Origin of the sequence: Bacillus sp. Root131, from assembly GCF_001429475.1 — a bacterium.
GTDB classification, from domain to species: Bacteria; Bacillota; Bacilli; order Bacillales; family Bacillaceae_G; genus Bacillus_A; species Bacillus_A thuringiensis_S.
The window spans coordinates 107,879-126,032 of record NZ_LMJQ01000001.1 but is presented as its reverse complement, the minus strand read 5'-3'; the positions used below and the strand labels follow the sequence as shown (position 1 = coordinate 126,032).

Here is an 18,154-nt window from a genome sequence, read left to right as displayed (position 1 = left end):
TGAGGAATAAATTTATGGTATGATAAAATAAGTAAACTTTCATACACTAATTAAGAATTTATTACAGAAAGCAAGGGATCAGATTTTGTATAGAGCAGCTATTCCAAACTTATTTACGCTCGGAAATTTATATAGCGGATTTTTATCAATCGGCTATGCATCTTTAGGATATTATAAATCAGCTGCTATTTTAGTACTTATCGGGATGATGTTAGATAGTCTTGATGGTCGTGTTGCTCGTTTATTACGTGTTGATTCACAAATGGGAAAAGAGCTCGACTCGCTTGCAGATGTCGTAACATTTGGTGCAGCACCTGCTGTTTTAATGTATTACACATCTTTCTCAAACTACGGAATCATCGGATTATACATAGCGGGATTATTCCCTCTTTTCGGGGCATATCGTTTAGCACGATTTAATGTAACACCATCTTCTACTTCAATGAAATATTTCACTGGAGTACCGATTACAGCAGCGGGAGGGCTTGTTGCTTTCTTAACATTATTTTCACATACCATTCCAAAAATCGTTCTTATTACCGTATTTGTAACGTTCGCATTTTTAATGGTGAGCCGCATTCGTATCCCAAGTTTAAAAGATGTACCAATTCCACGATATAGCATCATTATTACACTATTTTTAGTTGGAATCATTATTACAATGTATCAAACAGGATTTGGCAATTTTTCTGTTTTCTTATTCATTGCCATTCCACTATATATTTTGTACATGTTATCTCAATTCATTAGACAAAGACCGTCTAAAAAAGCGAATAAAGAAAAATAAGAAACCTTCCGAGTCCGGAAGGTTTCTTTTTATTTTGTGACTAATACCTTTTGATTTACAGGTGTTACTGGCTCTTCGCCGTTTAATACAGCTAAAATATTTCTGACAGCCATTTCAGCCATCGCATCACGAGTTTCAAACGTTGCATTCCCTACGTGTGGAGCAAGCACTACATTCTTTAATTCTTTTAGCTCTTCTGAAATTTTCGGTTCAAATTCAAACACATCAAGAGCTGCCCCTTCAATTTCATTCGTTTTTAATGCATGAGCAAGTGCCGCTTCATTCATAATTGGTCCACGTGAAGCATTTACAATATACGCTGTTTTCTTCATCATTTTAAACTGCTCTTCATCAATCATATGATGTAATTTTGGATTATAAGCACAGTTAATTGTAATAAAATCTGCTGTTTGTAATAATTCTTCCAACGTCACATACGTTGCTCCCAGTTCACTTTCAGCTTCAAGCTTACGATTTGGCCCTGTATATAAAACACCCATTCCAAATGCTCTCGCACGTTTTGCAACAGCCTTCCCGATTTCTCCAAGACCAATAATTCCAATTGTCTTACCGTGGACTTCTCGTCCTAAGAAAAATAACGGTGCCCATCCGTTAAATCCAGTCGTACGACATAACGTATCCCCTTCAGGAATTCTACGCGCCGCTGCTAAAAGAAGTGCAAATGTTAATTCTGCAGTCGCTTCCGTTGATACTTTCGGTGTATTCGTTACTGCAATTCCTTTTTCCCCAGCATACGTGTAATCAATATTGTCGTAACCAGCACCATAGTTTGCAACAATCTTTAAATGAGGCGCTGCATCAATAACTTCTTTTGGCACCTTTGTTGAAAGTAAACTTAACAATGCATCTTTATCTTTTACACGCTCTGTTAATTCATCTATAGAAATTAACTCCTCTTTATCGTACATTTCTACATCATGATCTTTTAATAGTTCTAATCCAATTTCTGGAATTTTTCCCGCTACTAATATTTTTGCCACTACTAACACCTCTTCTATAGAAAATAAGATATCTCTTATATTTCATTGTAAGAAATCCATATATAAAAACCAAGGAATTTGATTATAGTTTTGAAAATCGACACTTTTCCATAAAAAAAGAGGAGATACAACTCTCCCCTCTTCTTACGCTTTTTCCTGCGATTCTTTTCCGAGCTTCACATCAATAGTTCCTTCTGCAACCGTATCGCTAATTTGCTCCTCAATAACCGATTGAGATGCAGCATTCGTTTCAGACGTATAAGCTTGTTGCTGTGCAACTTGTACATTTTGTTTATTTTGTTGTTTCGCCATTTCTTACCCTCCTTTTCATTCTTTCTTATTTTGAACAAAAAGGACGGTTTTCATCAAAAAATCGCGTTTCATTTTAAATTTGTTACTTCTTCTTCAAGCAACCTCATTACTCTTGCTCGCTTCGTAAATGTTGCGACCTGAGTAACACCGTGAGCTCGTAATGTTTGTACATTTTCTTGTACATAATTCCCTAAATCATTTGGATAATGGGCATCCGAAGAAATCGTAATTGGAACACCATACTTAGCTAATACTTGTAAATATAGTGGACTTGGGCACATCTCACGAACAGGGTAACGATAGTACAGTCCTGCATTTATTTCTGTTGCCGTATTCGTTTCTACTAACGCACAGGCAATTTCCTTATAATAAGAAAGCTGTTCATTCTCATCCAATCGATAATTAAATACTTTTATATTATCAAGATGAGCGATAATATCAAATAACTCTGTATGAATCGCACTCTCAACTGTTTTAAAAAACGTATCGTATAATGTGCGTAGGTCATGCACCTCAAAATATTCTTTCGTATCCGGATTATCAAATCCCCAGCCATTTAGAAAATGAACGGAACCAATTACATAATCAAAGTCTCCTAGCGCTAATAATTCTTTTAACTCTCCTTCACAATCAAGAAAATAATCCGCTTCAATTCCAAGTTTAAGTGTGACACCTCTTTTACTCCATCGTTCTTTCGCTTCTTCAATTGCCTTTGTAAAATCATACAGTGAAACTACCCTTACTTGATCTAACCATTCCTTCTGTATACGACCAAGCTTAGAATCACTAATATCTACATATTTTTCATAATATCCTTTCGCTTCATGAAAACGATATAGATGATCAACAATTCCCACTTCTTTTATTCCTTTTCGCACAGCTTCTTCTAAATAGAGATCCATCCATTCTTTTGTAAATGGCCCTTCCTTCACACGCTTTTGCAAACGCTCTTGTGTTTTCATAAGCCAATCAATAGAATGCCTTTCTTGAAGCGGTTCATAACATTCCAACGCTTCATTTATTTTAGCAAGCCATCTTATTGAATACGGTCCTTCTTCTAAGTGAAGATGATAATCTACTTTCATATACATTCCCCCTTATAATGTATCTATTTCCCTTCTATCCCCAACTCTCGAAAGCTTTCCATTTCGTTCTTTCACCTCTCGCATGACATCTTCCAATGCAATATTTTTTTCAGCCAATAAAACGAAACAGTGATAAAATACATCAACCATTTCTTTCACTACTTCTTCTTTATCATTATTTTTACATGCGATAATTACTTCAGCGCACTCTTCACCAATTTTCTTTAAAATTTTATCTTCTCCTTTTGAAAATAAATAATTTGTATACGATTCAGGAAGTGGGCTTTCCTTTCGTTCTTCAATTGTTTTATACAGCAACTTAAAGGCATTTTCCATATGTATCCCCCCTATATAATTTGATAGTGAAAGCATGTCTTCTCCCCCGTATGACAAGCAGGCCCTACTTGTTTCACATTCACAACAATTGAATCTTGATCACAATCTAAGTATAGAGATTGCACATATTGAACATTCCCTGATGTTTCTCCCTTATTCCATAACGACTGCCTCGAACGAGAATAAAACCATGTTCTTTTCGTCTCTAACGTTTTTTCATATGCGTCTTCATTCATATAAGCTAGCATTAAAACTTCTTTCGTACCTTCTTCGATGACAATTGCTGGTATTAATCCTTTTGAAAAATTAGGTTTCATAACCGCACCTCAACATTTGCATCTCTTAATTTTCGCTTTACACTCTGCACTGTCGCCTCACCATAATGAAATATGGATGCCGCTAACGCTGCATCAACCGTTGTCTTTTGAAAAACTTCTATAATGTGATCCGTATGACCACAGCCCCCTGATGCGATGACTGGAATGGAAACACTTTTTGAAATCTCTTCTGTTAAACGAAGATCATATCCACTTTTCGTTCCATCTGCATCCATACTCGTTAACAAAATTTCACCCGCCCCGAGCTTAACAACACGCTTCGCCCATTCTATAGCATCCATTTCTGTGTCAACTCTTCCACCCTTGACGTATACGTTCCATTTATCTTCCGCTACTTTTCTAGCGTCAATTGCGACGACAATACATTGTGATCCAAAGTGTTCTGCCCCTTCTTCGATTAGCTTCGGGTTTCGCACTGCCGCTGAGTTTATTGAAACTTTGTCTGCTCCAGCTCTTAGTAAATTGTACATATCTTTCACACTTGAAATCCCCCCGCCAACCGTAAGAGGAATAAATACTTTTGCTGCTGTTTTTTCTACAACATCTATAATCGTTTTTCTTCCTTCATGGGTCGCCGTAATATCTAAAAATACGATTTCATCTGCCCCTGCCTCGTTATATGCTTCAGCTATTTCAACCGGATCACCGACATCTTGTAATCCTATAAAATTTACACCCTTTACGACTCGCCCTTCTTTCACATCTAGACATGGAATAATTCGTTTCGCTAACATAACTTCGTTACCTGTAATACTTCTTCTAAATCAATCTTTTTCTCGTAAAGCGCCTTTCCAATTATGACACCATATATATTCATATCATCTAACTTTTTCACATCTTGAATAGATGCCACTCCTCCAGAGGCAATGAGACGAATGCCCACACTTTTTTGAAGTAACGTCAATTGTTCAAAATTTGGCCCTGCAAGCGTCCCGTCTTTCGAAATGTCTGTAAACACAATCGTTTGAACACCTAAACTTTCCATTTGTTTCGCTAAACTAATATAAGAAATTTCAGACAAATCAAGCCAACCTCTCGTTGCTACGAAACCATTTTTCGCATCAATTCCAACAATGATTTTCTCTTTATATAGATGAACTGCTTCCTCTAAAAATGACTTATCATAAAGAGCCGCTGTTCCTAAAATCACTTTTTCTACACCTACTGACAATAACTTCTCCACCGCTTTAAGTGAACGAATTCCTCCTCCCACTTGCACAGGAATACGTACCGCCTTGCAGATTTTTTCAATGACGAGAAAATTTAGCGACTCGCCAGCAATTGCACCGTCTAAATCAACAATGTGTAGTATTTCCGCTCCAAGCTTTTCAAATATGATCGCCTGCGCTACCGGATCTTCATTCATCACCGTTTCTTTACTAAACTCTCCTTGATAAAGTCTAACGCATCGCCCTTCCTTTAAATCGATAGCCGGGAAGATTTCCATGCTTCTACCACCCCTTGAAAATTTTTTAATATTTGCATGCCAATTTCACCACTTTTTTCTGGATGAAACTGTGCACCAAATACATTTCCTTTCGCTACAAACCCTGGTACTTGCATTCCATAATCACTTACTCCGCATACAATTTCATCTGGACAATCCGCGTAATATGAATGAACATAATACACGAAAGAACCATCTACTAATCCATTCCAAAGCGGAAATTCTCTTTCCTTCCTTAATTCATTCCATCCCATATGAGGAATTTTATACGAAACTTTTAACTTACGAATTTCCCCTGGTAGTAAACCTAACCCACTACAACCTTTTAGTTCCTCACTTCGTTCAAATAAAAGCTGCATGCCCAAACATATACCGAGGAGTGGTTTTCCTATATCACAAACTTCTTTTAGTACACACACTAAATCTCTTTCTTCTAATACTTCCATCGCTTTCGGAAATGCACCTACTCCCGGTAAAATCACGCCATCGCTTCTCAATATCTCTTCTTTATCACTCGTTACAATGTGCTCTGCCCCAATATATTTTAATGCTTGCTCTACACTACGAATATTCCCCATTCCATAATCTATAATGGCAATCAATTACAACATCCCTTTCGTTGAATTTACACCAGTAATGTTGGCATTTTTTTCGACCGCTTCTCTAAGCGCTCTACCAAAAGCTTTAAATAATGCTTCAATTTTGTGATGTGTATTACTTCCATATAGAACGCGCGCATGTAATGTAATATTGGCAGCATGTGCAACTGCTCTAAAAAATTCTTCCGTCAATTCTGTATCAAAATCCCCGAGCTTCGGATTTGTTAATTCCCCTTGAAATACACAATATGAGCGTCCACTTATATCAATTGCGACAAATCCTAAAGATTCATCCATCGGTACATACGCTGAACCGTAACGATTAATTCTCTCTTTATTTTGCAATGCTTCTTTCAAGCAATTTCCGAGTACAATTCCAACATCTTCAACGGTGTGATGTGCATCGACAAATACATCACCTTCTGCCTCAACTTGCAATCCAAATCTTCCATGTCTAGCAAATAAAGTCAGCATATGATCGAAAAAACCAATCCCCGTTTGAATAGATACATTCGTACTTTCATCAAGCTGCAAACTTAATTTAATTTTTGTTTCTGTCGTCTGACGTACTTGACTGGACTGACGCATTATTTTTCCTCCTCAAACCTTATTTGGATTGCTCTCGCATGTGCATGTAACCCTTCTTTATTTGCAAGCTCTACAATATGATGCTGTACATTTTTTAATGCTTCCTCCGTATAAGAAATAAAACTTGATTTTTTCACGAAATCATCGACTGATAACGGAGAAAAAAATCTTGCCGTTCCGCTCGTTGGTAATACATGATTCGGTCCCGCCAAATAATCCCCGAGCGGTTCAGGTGCATATGGCCCAAGGAAAATAGAGCCTGCATGTTTCACATAATCTAGAGCATTCATCGGTTCTTTTATATGTAACTCTAAATGTTCTGGAGCAATTTCATTTGATAACTTTAGTGCCTCCTCTAAAGAAGGAACGATAAAGATGGCTCCATTTCTATTTATTGATTCACGTGCAATTTCACTTCTTGGTAACATTTCTAACTGTCTTTCTACCTCTTTTTCTACTTCTTTAGCTAGTTCCATATTCGTTGTAATACAAATTGCCGTTGCTCTCTCATCATGCTCTGCTTGCGATAATAAATCCGCTGCGATATATTTTGCATTACCTGTTTCATCCGCGACAACTACAATTTCTGATGGACCAGCAATCATATCGATATTTACTATTCCGTATACTTCTCGTTTCGCTAGAGCGACGTACAAATTTCCCGGTCCAACTATTTTATCCACTTTCGGAATCGATTCCGTCCCGTATGCTAAAGCCGCAATTGCTTGCGCGCCACCTATCGTATAAATTTCATCTACCCCCGCAAGATTTGCAGCCGCTAATATATGAGGATCAATTCCTTCTTTCCTCGGCGGTGTTACCATTACAATCTTTTTCACACCTGCGAGTTTCGCCGGCAATACATTCATTAATACTGAAGAAGGATATGAGGCTGTCCCACCCGGTACATATACACCTATATTTTCTAATGGCCGAATGAGCTGTCCTCTAATTATGCCTTTACTTTCACAATCGAATATTGAGTACTTCTTTTGCTTTTCGTGATACGAAACAATGTTTTTCTTCGCCTCTTTTAAAGCTTCTAAAAATGAATTCTCTACAAGCATACTCGCTTGCTGTATTTCTTCTTCACTTACACAAAAATCTTTCATCTCTACACCATCAAACTTTTTTGTATAGAAAGATAAAGCCTCATCTTTCCCTTCCCTTACATTTCTAATGATTTCTCTTACACTTCTTTGAACAGTTTCTTCTATTATATTAGCGTTTTCTCTTAGCACTTTTATTTTAGATAATGCCTCCTTAAAGTCTTCATAAATGATTTCCATTTTAAGTCCTCCTATTTCCCTGATAAGATTTCTTGCTCCATCATATTTACAATACTGAATATTTCGTCTTTTTTAGTTTTTAAGGCCGCCTTATTTACAATCATCCGAGCCGATATAGAGTGCATTTCCTCAAATACAATAAGTCCATTCTCTTGTAATGTTTTTCCTGTTTCAACAATATCTACAATTGCATCTGCCAATCCAAGAAGAGGAGCGATTTCTACAGAACCTTCTATTTTAATAATTTCTACGTCCTCTCCCTTATCATGAAAATAAGTAGAAGTAATATGTGGGTATTTCGTAGCAATTCTTTTCTTCCGGTAACTTTTCGGATTATACGTAGGAATAGAAGCAACACAAAACTTACAAATCCCTACTCCTAAATCCAGCATTTCATAAATATCTTTCTCGTTTTCCATTAAAATATCTTTTCCAACGATCCCAATATCAGCTACCCCATGTTCTACATAAGTAGCAACATCAACCGCTTTTACTAAAATAAATGAAACATTTGTATTTTTACTTTGAAATACAAGCTTCCGACCTTTATTTTTGAGTTCCGAACAATCAATTCCAATCTGCTCAAAGAGTGGAATTACATGTTTTTCTAATCTTCCTTTCGTTAACGCAATTTGAATGTTACGCATGAAGTCTCTCCTTCTTTCTGGACTACCCATTTCTCATTCCACACATATTCCACTAAGTATTCATTCTTTGCCTCAACGACCGTTCCTATTTTATTTTTTCTTGCAAATTGAAAGGTATCGCTTAAATTAGAGAATAGAGATAACCAGGCATTTTTCCCGTCCTTTCGAAGTAAATTTCGTAACCTTTCTGCTTCTGCTAATCTATTTAACTCATAATGAATCACAATATCAATTTGATTTCGTTCATATGGTTCTTGCTGCTCTTGTAGCGCCTTCACAATTTGATTTACTTGCACCGCGAGTCCAACAGCCGGCAGCGTTTCTCCAAAATTCCCAATTAGCTCATCATATCTTCCGCCACTAACGATTTCTTCTCCAATTTCATATATATATCCTTTGAAAATAACACCCGTATAGTAATCTAAGTGTTGAATCATGCCTAAATCAATTGATATGTAAGAACCATATCCTAACGTTTCCATTGTTTCATACATTTCTTTTACTCTTGCAATTGCCATTTTCATTTCATTACTTGAAGCAAGCTTTTCTGCTTCCTCAATAACTTCTAAATTTCCAAATAGCCTCGGTAATTTCTCAAGTAATCTTACTGTCTCATCGCATCGATCTAATTTCTTTTCTCCGATGAAATTTGAGAGGGCAGCATAATTTTTACTTTCTATATACGTTCTAAGTACCCTTTCTTCTTCATCATGGATGGAGAGCTTTTTTACAATACATTTATATAACTGTACTTGCCCAATCTCAATTGTAAAAGATTGCACATTCAACTTTTGAAGTGCTTGAATGACACTTATTACGCATTCAATTTCAGCTCTTACATTATCAATCCCGATAACTTCAATACCACTTTGTACGATTTCATTATATTTTCCAGAATGGGATTCATTTGCTCGAAATACATTCCCGCTATACGTCACTTTAAGTGGCGTATCCCATCTCTGTGTTCCAATAACTCTCGCTAAAGGAATTGTCATATCTGGACGTAAAACGATAATCCTTCCCTTTTCATCAAAAAATTTATACATCTTCTCTTCATCTATCGGTCTATTTTGAAATGCAAAAACATCATAAAATTCAATTGTAGGTGTTCTTATTTCCTCATAACCTCTCTCTAAAAAAGTAAGCCTTAATTTTTGCTCCACTTCTTCAATTAATGTACATTCTTCGAATAAATAATCTCTCGTTCCATTCGGGTTTGCCCGCTTCCATTTTGTCATCTAAATTTTCACACCTTTCCCCTTCTAATGTATGCCGATTTCATTCACCTAAGCCGAAAATAAAAAGAGCCTTGTAGACAAAATACCTACAAGGCTCTTCAATAGAGTGTAGGTACAACGGGAATACCCCTTGTACCTACACGTTTTCACGCTAGGTTCAAGGGTTTCATGTATGATGATGTAGTTGTGTAAGCATTGTAATAGATCGCACGATATTCATAATACTTACTCCCTTTCTCCTCTGATTTTCACATAGTATATAACAGTTAATTTTGAATGTAAATACATTTTTAATATTCCGTCACTTTTTTAATATAAAGCCACTTTTCTTTCATACTCTTTTATTTCTTGTTCATATTGCATTGTAATACTAATTTCATCTAAACCATTTAATAACTTCTCTTTCCACATTTTCTCGATTGTAAAATGGAATCTATGCGTATTCGTTGTAATTACTTCATTTTCTAAATCAACTGTGATTTGTTCCCTCGCATCTGTTTTAGCAAGTTGTTCACGCATATCTTTATCCATTACAATCGGTAACATGCCATTCTTCATACAATTCATATAAAAGATATCGGCAAATCCTCCAGCGATAATAACGCGGAAACCATAATCAGCAAGCGCCCATGGAGCATGTTCTCTTGACGAGCCACATCCAAAATTATCACCTGTAATTAATATGCTGGCTCCTTTTCTTTCTTGTGCATTAAGAGGAAAATTAGGGGTTTCTTGGCGATTATTATCATATCGCCACTCATCAAATAAAAACTTCCCAAACCCAGTTCTTTCAATTCTCTTTAAATATTGCTTCGGAATAATTTGATCTGTATCAATGTTATCATTCATCAGTACTGCGGCAGTACCTTTATGAATACGAAATGGCTCCATCATAACTCTCCTTTCTAATATCAACAAAATGACCATATAACGCAGCCGCAGCCGCCATTGCCGGGCTAACTAAATGCGTTCGTGCTCCCTTTCCTTGTCTTCCTTCAAAATTGCGATTTGACGTAGAGGCACAATGTTCTCCTTCAGGCACTTGATCTGGATTCATACCTAGACACATTGAGCATCCGGGCTCTCTCCATTCAAATCCAGCTTCTTCAAATATGCGATGTAATCCTTTATGCATCGCTGCTTCTCTTACCCTTTGAGATCCGGGTACAACAAGTGCTCGCACACCTTCTTTTACTTTCTTACCTTTCACGACAGATGCAGCAATTTCTAAGTCAGAAAGCCTAGAATTTGTACAAGATCCAATGAAAACATGTTGAACTGGAATGTCATACGTACTTTGTCCGGGACTCAATCCCATATAAGAAAACGCTCTTTCGTCATTTGCATCATACTTTTCTGGCAATTTCTCATCAATCCGAACACCCATACTAGGATTTGTTCCCCACGTAACGTACGGCGCTAAATCCGTAACATCTACTGAAATATGTAAATCATAAACTGCATCTAAATCTGTATAAAGTTCTGACCATTTTTTCTTAATAGATTCATAGTCTTTCGGCGCATATTTACGCCCTTTTACGTAAGCAACCGTTTTTTCATCTGGTGCAATAATACCAGCCTTTGCTCCCCCTTCAATTGCCATATTGCAAAGCGTCATCCTCTCTTCCATATCCATAGCATGAATGGTCTCTCCGTAAAACTCCATTACGTAACCTGTTCCAACTGCTACTCCGTACTTTGAAAGGAGATGTAAAATAATATCTTTCGCATAAACACCTTGCGGTAACTTTCCTTTTAACTCAATGCCCATCGCTTTCGGCTTTCGTTGCCATAACGTTTGCGTTGCCAATACATGTTCCACTTCACTCGTACCAATACCAAACGCTAGTGCACCAAAAGCACCGTGTGTTGCTGTATGACTATCACCACAAACAATCGTTTTTCCTGGCTGTGTGAGTCCAAGTTCTGGTCCTATAACATGAACGATCCCTTGCTCTTCATCTCCGATATCCGCTAATGGCACCTGAAATTGTTTACAATTTTCCCGAAGTGTATCTAGTTGCTGCTTCGCAATACGATCGGTAATATTCCAAACATCTTTCGTTGGAATATTATGATCCATCGTTGCAAATGTTAAATCTGGTCTGCGGACTCTTCGATTTGTAAGCCGCAAGCCTTCAAAGGCTTGCGGTGACGTTACTTCATGAACAAGATGTAGATCGATATATAATAAATCCAATCCATTTTCATTAGTCGCAACTACATGTCTTTCCCAAAGCTTATCTAGTAACCTTTTCCCCATTATTTTCCTCTCCCTACTAACGCTTGCTCTTCCATTTCTTGAATAACTGCCTTTGTAAATGAAATTGTCGTTTCAGTCCCCCCGATATCTGCTGTACATTTTCCTGATTTAAGGACTGCAGAAACTGCTTCTTCAATTGCATATCCTTCCCTCGTTAATCCGAACGATTGCCCAAGCATCATTGCAACAGAACGCATCATCGCAATTGGATTCGCCTTATTTTCCCCCGCAATATCCGGCGCTGATCCGTGAATAGGCTCGTATAATGAAGGCCCCTTTTCAGCGTGACTTGCTGATGGAAGCATTCCTAATGATCCAGCTAATACTGAAGCCTCATCACTTAAAATATCACCAAATAAATTTTCCGTTACAATAACGTCAAATCTTCCTGGATTTCGAATTAATTCCATAGCCGCTGCATCTACTAAAATGTGTTCTACTTCCACATTTGGGTAGCGAAGTGCTACTTCTTCTGTCACAGTTCTCCATAGTTTACTAGACTCTAAAACATTCGCTTTATCAATAGATGTTACTTTTTTCTTCCGCTTATTCGCTAATTGAAAAGCATACGAAACGATACGTTCAATTTCATGGCGATGATACGTAAGTGTATCTGTCGCCACTTCTTCCGTTCGCTCTTTCGGATAAGAAAAATAAATTCCGCCTGTTAATTCACGAACGACAACGAAATCAATTTCATCCACATTTTTTAATGGTGATAAATGTGCAGTTGCACTTTCTACCGTTACAGGGCGAACATTCGCAAATACACCGAGTCCTTTTCTTAATGCTAATAATCCTTTCTCAGGCCTTTCTTTCGCACTATCCCACCTTGGTCCACCTACTGCTCCAAGTAAAACCGCATCACTCGCTAAACAGGCGGCAAGTGTTCGCTGTGGTAATGGTTGCCCAGTTAAATCGATAGCAACACCACCAAAGTACTCATCTTGCAAATGAAAATGATGTCCATATAGCCTTTCTACCATATGCAATACTTCCTTCGCACTTTCCATAACTTCTGGACCGACACCATCACCAGCTAAACAAACGATACGTTTTTCCATTTTTAACACTCCTTTTAACTGAATTTTCAGAACTTTAATTTGATAGGTGAGGAAAACTTCTCTCACCTATCAAATATTTATTTCACAAGCGCTATAAGAGATTTTAATTTCCCTGCTGCATGGACATAAGCTCTCGCCGACGCTTCCAATACGTCTTGCGCAACTCCGAAACCTGATATTTGGTGACTACCTTCTTTTAATTCAACATGAACGTGAGCAAGTGCATCTTGACCTTGTGTAATAGATTGTATGCGATAATCTGCCAATTCACATTCTAGTCCTAAAATTCTTTGAATCGCATTGTATATCGCTTCAATACTACCAGAACCAGTGGCTGCATCTTCATATACATTTCCTTCCTCATCCTTCAGCACAACTGTTGCGCATTGTGTACTATTTGATACGAAATGCACTTGTAATTGCGTAATGTTATATTGCTGGGCTGCAAATGCTGCTTCACCAAGCATAAGTGCGCGTAAATCTTCCTCAGTAATTTCCTTTTTACGATCAGCCAATTTTTTAAACGCTTCGAATACCGCATCTCGCTCTTCATTTGTAAATTCATAACCAAGCTCTTTCATTTTTTCCGTAAACGCATGACGGCCAGAATGTTTCCCAAGTACAAAGAGATTTTGAGATTCTCCTATAAGCGCTGGTTCGATAATTTCATAAGTTGTTACTTCTTTTAGAACCCCATCTTGGTGGATGCCTGATTCATGAGCAAATGCATTCGCTCCAACGATTGCTTTATTTTTCGGTACAACCATACCCGTTAACCTGCTTACTAATGTACTCGTCGCCTTAATCTCTTTTAAAGTCATAGAAGGTTCTGCTTTATAAAAATCTTTTCTAATATGAAGAGCAACCGCAACTTCTTCTAACGCTGCATTCCCTGCTCTTTCTCCAATGCCATTAATCGTTCCTTCTACTTGCAATGCTCCGCCTTCAACCGCAGCTAACGAATTTGCTACTGCCATACCAAGATCATCGTGACAGTGACAAGAAAAAATCGCTTTTTCATATGATGGAACGGATTCTTGTAAGTATTTGAAAAGAGAATAATATTCTTCTGGATTCGTATATCCAACTGTATCCGGAATATTAATTACATTCGCTCCTGCGCGAATCGCAGTTTCTACTGCTTCAGCTAAAAATGCTCTCGATGTTCTTGTCGCATCTTCTGCAGAAAATTGTACTGTCGGAAATAATGATTTTCCAAGCGTAACCGAACGATGAATACTATTTAACACGTCTTCTTTTGACATACAAAGTTTATATTTCATATGAATATCACTCGTAGCTAGAAATACGTGTAGACGAGGAGATACAGCACCTTTCACTGCTTCATATGCTCTTCGAATGTCACTTTCTTTCGCTCTAGCTAAACTCATAACCGTAGCATTTTGAATTGTATTCGCGATGCGTTTTACTGATTGGAAGTCACCTTCGGAAGCTGCCGCGAATCCAGCTTCCATTACATGAATACCAAGCCTCTCTAATTGCCTAGCAATTTGTAATTTCTCTTGTTCATTTAAATTTACTCCTGGTGATTGTTCGCCATCACGAAGCGTTGTATCCATGAACAAAATCTGCTTCATATTATTTAATCCCTACCTTTACTCGCGGCTGTACGAAAGGCATCATTTCACGTAATTTACGTCCAACTACTTCAATTTCATGTTCATTCTCTTTCTCATTTGTCGCGTGGAAATTTGGTCTTCCTGCTTTATGCTCTGCAATCCAGCCTCTTGCAAATGTACCATCTTGAATTTCTGCTAATACTGCCCCCATCGCTTTCTTCGTATCTTCAGTAACAACGCGTGGTCCTGATACGAAGTCTCCCCACTGCGCTGTATCTGAAACTGAATATCTCATATTTTCAAGTCCACCTTCATACATAAGGTCAACGATTAGCTTCAGTTCATGTAAACATTCAAAATATGCAAGTTCAGGCTGGTATCCCGCATCAACTAACGTTTCAAACCCTGCTTTTACAAGTGCAGTCACTCCGCCGCAGAGTACAGCTTGCTCTCCAAATAAATCTGTTTCTGTTTCTTCTTTAAACGTCGTTTCTAATACACCAGCTCTCGTTGCTCCAATTCCGTCAGCATAAGAAAGTGCTTTTTCAGTCGCAACTCCTGTTGCATCTTGATATACGGCAAATAGTGCAGGAACAGCCCCGCCCTCGGCGAACGTACGGCGTACGAGATGCCCCGGTCCTTTTGGCGCTACTAGAAATACATCTACATTAGCTGGTGGTTTTACTTGATCAAAGTGAACATTAAATCCATGTGCGAACACGAGAGAATTTCCGGCTTGTAAATTTGGTTCAATTTCAGCTTTATATACTTCTGGTTGTAATTCATCAGGCAGTAGAATCATTACTACATCAGCTTTTTCCGCTGCTTCTGCTACTGTATATACAGAAAATCCATCTTCATTCGCTTTATCCCAAGACTTACCTTTTCTTAAACCTACTACTACATCAAATCCGTTATCACGTAAATTTTGCGCATGCGCATGACCTTGCGAGCCATATCCGATGATTGCTACTTTCTTTTCCTTTAATACATTTACTGTTACATCTTTCTCATAATAAACTTTTGCCATTTTCATTTCCCCCTATATTTAAATGATTATTGAATTAACATAACTTGCTTATCTTGTTTTTTCATACTACGTGTAAATGCTGTTACACCTGTTCTCGCAATTTCTTTCAAACCGTATGGTCTAAGTAATTCAATTAACGCTTCCACTTTATCTTGCGTACCTGTTACTTGCACAACTATGGAATCCTTCCCAACATCTATTACAGCGGCTCGAAACGGTTCAATTAAACTATATAATTCCGCCCTTGCTACAGAAGTTGCTACTTTAATAAGAGCAAGCTCTCTAGCAATCATCGCTTCTTCTGTAATATCTGATACTTTCAGAACATCGATTTGCTTATGAAGTTGTTTAATTAACTGCTCAACTTGCTGTTCACTTTCCACATGCACAACTATCGTCATTCGCGATATATCTGATGATTCCGTATGACCTACTGAAATACTTTCAATATTAAAATGTCTTCGTGTCATAACCCCTGTAATTCGGTTTAACACACCACTTTGATTTCGAACTGTCGCTGTAACAATTCTCTTCACCTTTTTTCCACTCCTTCCATTTGGTGAACGCCTTTCCCGGGCGCAACCATCGGCATAACTTTCTCAGATTGAAGTACACGGCAATCAATTAAGACTGGTTCTTTTAATTCAATCGCATGCTTCAACTGCTTCTTTGCAAGAAGTGGATCATCAATACGAACAGCTTTTATACCATACGCATTCGCAAGAGCGACGAAATCTGGTTGACACGACAATAAGGAATGTGAATATCTTTGATTATAAAATTCGTCTTGCCATTGCCTTACCATTCCTAAAGCTTCATTATTTAAAATAAATACTTTAACAGGTAAAGAATGTTCTTTTAATACACTTAATTCTTGTAGAGTCATTTGAAACCCAGCGTCACCAACAATTGCAATGACTAGTTCTTCAGGCTTTGCGATTTGCGCACCAATTGCTGCTGGAAATCCGAATCCCATCGTTCCCAATCCGCCAGAAGTTACCCATTTATCTGGATTTTTCAGCGGATAATATTGCGCTGCCCACATTTGATGTTGCCCAACGTCTGTTGTTACAATCGCTTCTCCTTTCGTGATTTCATATAGCATATCAATTGCGTATTGAGGTTTAATACTTTCAGAGTTTCGTTTATAAGAGAATGGATACTGTTCTTTTCTACTCTTTAATAAAGAGATCCATTCATGATGATTTCCTTTCCTTCCTTCTGGTTGAAGTAATACTTCCAATGCCCGCTTAGCACTTGCAACAATAGGAATTTCAGTCGGCACATTTTTTCCGATTTCTGCTGGATCGATATCGATATGCGCGACAGTCGCTCCTTTAGCAAAATAAGCTAAATTTCCAGTAAGCCGATCATCAAATCTCGCGCCTACATTAATGAGTAAGTCGCATTCATATAACGCCATATTGGCTGTGTAAGAACCATGCATTCCCCCCATCCCTAGAAAAAGTTCATCATCTGGCGGAAAGCCACCAAGACCAAGTAATGTATGCACAACAGGAATTTCATATTTACGCGCAAAACTTGTTAACTCTTTTGATGCTTTCGCATGCAATACACCTGCTCCAGCTAAAATTAACGGCTTGTTTGCAGCACTAATTGCTTGTAATAATTTGTTTATTTGGAGTAAATTTGGTTCATAATTTGGGTTGTATCCTGGTAAATCCATTTGCACATCATTACATCGTTCTCCTTGCTCTACTACCATATCTTTCGGAAGATCGATCACGACTGGGCCTGGTCTTCCTGTTTTAGCAATATGAAATGCTTCTTTAATAATTCGAGGTAAATCTGAAGCCTTTCGCACTTGATAGTTATGTTTTGTCACCGGCATTGTAAGCCCCATAATATCCGCTTCTTGGAAAGCATCACTTCCAATTAACGTTGTTGCTACTTGCCCTGTAAATACAACAAGTGGTAATGAATCAATCATCGCATCTGCTAGACCAGTAATCACATTTGTAGCACCTGGACCACTCGTTGCAATGACAACCCCTGGATTACCAGTAATTCTGGCATACCCTTCAGCAGCGTGAATTGCTCCTTGCTCATGCCTTGTTAAAATATGAGGAATTTCACAATCATACAGTGCATCATAGAGAGGTAAAACAGCACCACCAGGATAACCGAAAATCACTTCTACTCCTTCCTTTTCTAGCGCTTCTAACAATAGCTGTGCACCAGTTGCCAGTTTCTCTTCCGTTTTTGAAGACATTGTTCTTATAAGCCCCCTTTTTGAAAACCTTTATCAATAAAAAAAATCCTACGTCCACACTCCAGCTATGTGCTGAAGGGACGAAAGATTTCGCGGTACCACCCTTCTTTGCAAGAATACTCTTGCCTCAGTGACCCATAAATGGATCTAGCTAATAACGGAGCTACCGTCTAAGCCTAGACAAATGCTTCAGCTTAGCACTCAAGGGCGATGTTCGTCGACGTGAACCATCGGTTTTCAGCAACCACCGACTCTCTGTGAGGCTTCACAATCAACTACTCCTCCCTCTCAACGCTTTCTTATGTTATAAAAAGTTG

20 protein-coding genes and 1 other annotated feature are annotated in these 18,154 nt (G+C 38.0%); of the genes, 1 reads left to right on the top strand and 19 read right to left on the bottom strand.

Going from position 1 to position 18,154, the window contains the following annotated elements; all coding sequences use genetic code 11:
- Positions 1-85 precede the first annotated feature (85 nt).
- Complete coding sequence (gene pssA / locus ASE54_RS00700) at positions 86-787, top strand: CDP-diacylglycerol--serine O-phosphatidyltransferase (protein WP_000285417.1); 702 nt, start codon at positions 86-88, stop codon at positions 785-787.
- 29 nt (positions 788-816) lie between these two features.
- On the opposite strand, the gene ASE54_RS00695 is transcribed toward pssA, so the two are convergent.
- From ASE54_RS00695 to ilvB, 19 genes are all read right to left on the bottom strand, one after another.
- The gene (locus ASE54_RS00695) at positions 817-1,788 is read right to left on the bottom strand and encodes an NAD(P)-dependent oxidoreductase (protein WP_001062836.1); all 972 of its coding nucleotides are present in this window, start codon (positions 1,786-1,788) and stop codon (positions 817-819) included.
- A 144-nt stretch (positions 1,789-1,932) separates the two neighbouring features.
- The gene (locus ASE54_RS33335) at positions 1,933-2,100 is read right to left on the bottom strand and encodes a DUF4025 domain-containing protein (protein WP_001118893.1); all 168 of its coding nucleotides are present in this window, start codon (positions 2,098-2,100) and stop codon (positions 1,933-1,935) included.
- 68 nt (positions 2,101-2,168) lie between these two features.
- Positions 2,169-3,185: a histidinol phosphate phosphatase domain-containing protein gene (locus ASE54_RS00690; protein ID WP_000861857.1), complete on the bottom strand. Its 1,017-nt coding sequence runs from the start codon at positions 3,183-3,185 to the stop codon at positions 2,169-2,171.
- 12 nt (positions 3,186-3,197) lie between these two features.
- Positions 3,198-3,521 carry a phosphoribosyl-ATP diphosphatase gene (gene hisE, locus ASE54_RS00685; RefSeq protein WP_000426355.1) on the bottom strand — a complete coding sequence of 108 codons (324 nt, stop codon included), beginning with the start codon at positions 3,519-3,521 and terminating at the stop codon, positions 3,198-3,200.
- An 11-nt stretch (positions 3,522-3,532) separates the two neighbouring features.
- Positions 3,533-3,838, bottom strand: a complete 306-nt coding sequence (gene hisI / locus ASE54_RS00680) for a phosphoribosyl-AMP cyclohydrolase (RefSeq protein WP_000803959.1) — start codon at positions 3,836-3,838, stop codon at positions 3,533-3,535.
- Positions 3,835-4,593 carry an imidazole glycerol phosphate synthase subunit HisF gene (gene hisF, locus ASE54_RS00675; RefSeq protein ID WP_000880104.1) on the bottom strand — a complete coding sequence of 253 codons (759 nt, stop codon included), beginning with the start codon at positions 4,591-4,593 and terminating at the stop codon, positions 3,835-3,837. The genes hisI and hisF overlap by 4 nt, the downstream gene beginning before the upstream one ends.
- The gene (gene hisA / locus ASE54_RS00670; RefSeq protein ID WP_000402289.1) at positions 4,587-5,306 is read right to left on the bottom strand and encodes a 1-(5-phosphoribosyl)-5-[(5-phosphoribosylamino)methylideneamino]imidazole-4-carboxamide isomerase; all 720 of its coding nucleotides are present in this window, start codon (positions 5,304-5,306) and stop codon (positions 4,587-4,589) included. The genes hisF and hisA overlap by 7 nt, the downstream gene beginning before the upstream one ends.
- Entirely contained in the window at positions 5,279-5,908 is a 630-nt protein-coding gene (hisH, locus tag ASE54_RS00665; RefSeq protein WP_000560346.1) for an imidazole glycerol phosphate synthase subunit HisH, read from the bottom strand. Before hisH ends, hisA begins: the two co-directional genes overlap by 28 nt.
- Positions 5,909-6,493, bottom strand: coding sequence for an imidazoleglycerol-phosphate dehydratase HisB (gene hisB, locus ASE54_RS00660; protein WP_001249962.1), 585 nt, complete (start codon positions 6,491-6,493; stop codon positions 5,909-5,911).
- A complete protein-coding gene (gene hisD, locus ASE54_RS00655) occupies positions 6,493-7,782 on the bottom strand; it encodes a histidinol dehydrogenase (protein WP_000402915.1) in 1,290 nt (429 codons plus the stop codon). The genes hisB and hisD overlap by 1 nt, the downstream gene beginning before the upstream one ends.
- Positions 7,783-7,793: 11 nt before the next feature.
- On the bottom strand, positions 7,794-8,429 hold the full coding sequence (hisG, locus tag ASE54_RS00650) for an ATP phosphoribosyltransferase (RefSeq protein WP_001244492.1): 636 nt from the start codon (positions 8,427-8,429) through the stop codon (positions 7,794-7,796).
- Complete coding sequence (locus ASE54_RS00645) at positions 8,405-9,667, bottom strand: ATP phosphoribosyltransferase regulatory subunit (RefSeq protein WP_000170302.1); 1,263 nt, start codon at positions 9,665-9,667, stop codon at positions 8,405-8,407. The genes hisG and ASE54_RS00645 overlap by 25 nt, the downstream gene beginning before the upstream one ends.
- A 309-nt stretch (positions 9,668-9,976) precedes the next feature.
- Positions 9,977-10,558, bottom strand: coding sequence for a 3-isopropylmalate dehydratase small subunit (leuD, locus tag ASE54_RS00640; RefSeq protein ID WP_000433194.1), 582 nt, complete (start codon positions 10,556-10,558; stop codon positions 9,977-9,979).
- The gene (leuC, locus tag ASE54_RS00635; protein WP_000518094.1) at positions 10,536-11,930 is read right to left on the bottom strand and encodes a 3-isopropylmalate dehydratase large subunit; all 1,395 of its coding nucleotides are present in this window, start codon (positions 11,928-11,930) and stop codon (positions 10,536-10,538) included. Before leuC ends, leuD begins: the two co-directional genes overlap by 23 nt.
- Entirely contained in the window at positions 11,930-12,994 is a 1,065-nt protein-coding gene (gene leuB, locus ASE54_RS00630) for a 3-isopropylmalate dehydrogenase (RefSeq protein ID WP_000415388.1), read from the bottom strand. The genes leuC and leuB overlap by 1 nt, the downstream gene beginning before the upstream one ends.
- 77 nt (positions 12,995-13,071) lie before the next feature.
- Positions 13,072-14,592, bottom strand: coding sequence for a 2-isopropylmalate synthase (leuA, locus tag ASE54_RS00625; RefSeq protein WP_000809594.1), 1,521 nt, complete (start codon positions 14,590-14,592; stop codon positions 13,072-13,074).
- 1 nt (position 14,593) lies between these two features.
- A complete protein-coding gene (ilvC, locus tag ASE54_RS00620) occupies positions 14,594-15,604 on the bottom strand; it encodes a ketol-acid reductoisomerase (RefSeq protein ID WP_001151745.1) in 1,011 nt (336 codons plus the stop codon).
- A gap of 26 nt (positions 15,605-15,630) precedes the next feature.
- Positions 15,631-16,140 carry an acetolactate synthase small subunit gene (ilvN, locus tag ASE54_RS00615; protein WP_000822952.1) on the bottom strand — a complete coding sequence of 170 codons (510 nt, stop codon included), beginning with the start codon at positions 16,138-16,140 and terminating at the stop codon, positions 15,631-15,633.
- Complete coding sequence (ilvB, locus tag ASE54_RS00610; protein WP_000095839.1) at positions 16,137-17,837, bottom strand: acetolactate synthase large subunit; 1,701 nt, start codon at positions 17,835-17,837, stop codon at positions 16,137-16,139. Before ilvB ends, ilvN begins: the two co-directional genes overlap by 4 nt.
- Before the next feature lie 73 nt (positions 17,838-17,910).
- Positions 17,911-18,138, bottom strand: a binding site (T-box leader).
- Positions 18,139-18,154: the final 16 nt, after the last annotated feature.

What these genes read in the sequence shown, in the direction of transcription:
- ASE54_RS33335 (WP_001118893.1), bottom strand. Translation starts at nt 2,100, where the DNA reads ATGGCGAAACAACAAAATAAACAAAATGTACAAGTTGCACAGCAACAA.
- ASE54_RS00690 (WP_000861857.1), bottom strand. Translation starts at nt 3,185, where the DNA reads ATGAAAGTAGATTATCATCTTCACTTAGAAGAAGGACCGTATTCAATA.
- hisE (WP_000426355.1), bottom strand. Translation starts at nt 3,521, where the DNA reads ATGGAAAATGCCTTTAAGTTGCTGTATAAAACAATTGAAGAACGAAAG.
- hisI (WP_000803959.1), bottom strand. Translation starts at nt 3,838, where the DNA reads ATGAAACCTAATTTTTCAAAAGGATTAATACCAGCAATTGTCATCGAA.
- hisF (WP_000880104.1), bottom strand. Translation starts at nt 4,593, where the DNA reads ATGTTAGCGAAACGAATTATTCCATGTCTAGATGTGAAAGAAGGGCGA.
- hisA (WP_000402289.1), bottom strand. Translation starts at nt 5,306, where the DNA reads ATGGAAATCTTCCCGGCTATCGATTTAAAGGAAGGGCGATGCGTTAGA.
- hisB (WP_001249962.1), bottom strand. Translation starts at nt 6,493, where the DNA reads ATGCGTCAGTCCAGTCAAGTACGTCAGACGACAGAAACAAAAATTAAA.
- hisD (WP_000402915.1), bottom strand. Translation starts at nt 7,782, where the DNA reads ATGGAAATCATTTATGAAGACTTTAAGGAGGCATTATCTAAAATAAAA.
- hisG (WP_001244492.1), bottom strand. Translation starts at nt 8,429, where the DNA reads ATGCGTAACATTCAAATTGCGTTAACGAAAGGAAGATTAGAAAAACAT.
- ASE54_RS00645 (WP_000170302.1), bottom strand. Translation starts at nt 9,667, where the DNA reads ATGACAAAATGGAAGCGGGCAAACCCGAATGGAACGAGAGATTATTTA.
- leuD (WP_000433194.1), bottom strand. Translation starts at nt 10,558, where the DNA reads ATGGAGCCATTTCGTATTCATAAAGGTACTGCCGCAGTACTGATGAAT.
- leuC (WP_000518094.1), bottom strand. Translation starts at nt 11,930, where the DNA reads ATGGGGAAAAGGTTACTAGATAAGCTTTGGGAAAGACATGTAGTTGCG.
- leuB (WP_000415388.1), bottom strand. Translation starts at nt 12,994, where the DNA reads ATGGAAAAACGTATCGTTTGTTTAGCTGGTGATGGTGTCGGTCCAGAA.
- leuA (WP_000809594.1), bottom strand. Translation starts at nt 14,592, where the DNA reads ATGAAGCAGATTTTGTTCATGGATACAACGCTTCGTGATGGCGAACAA.
- ilvC (WP_001151745.1), bottom strand. Translation starts at nt 15,604, where the DNA reads ATGGCAAAAGTTTATTATGAGAAAGATGTAACAGTAAATGTATTAAAG.
- ilvB (WP_000095839.1), bottom strand. Translation starts at nt 17,837, where the DNA reads ATGTCTTCAAAAACGGAAGAGAAACTGGCAACTGGTGCACAGCTATTG.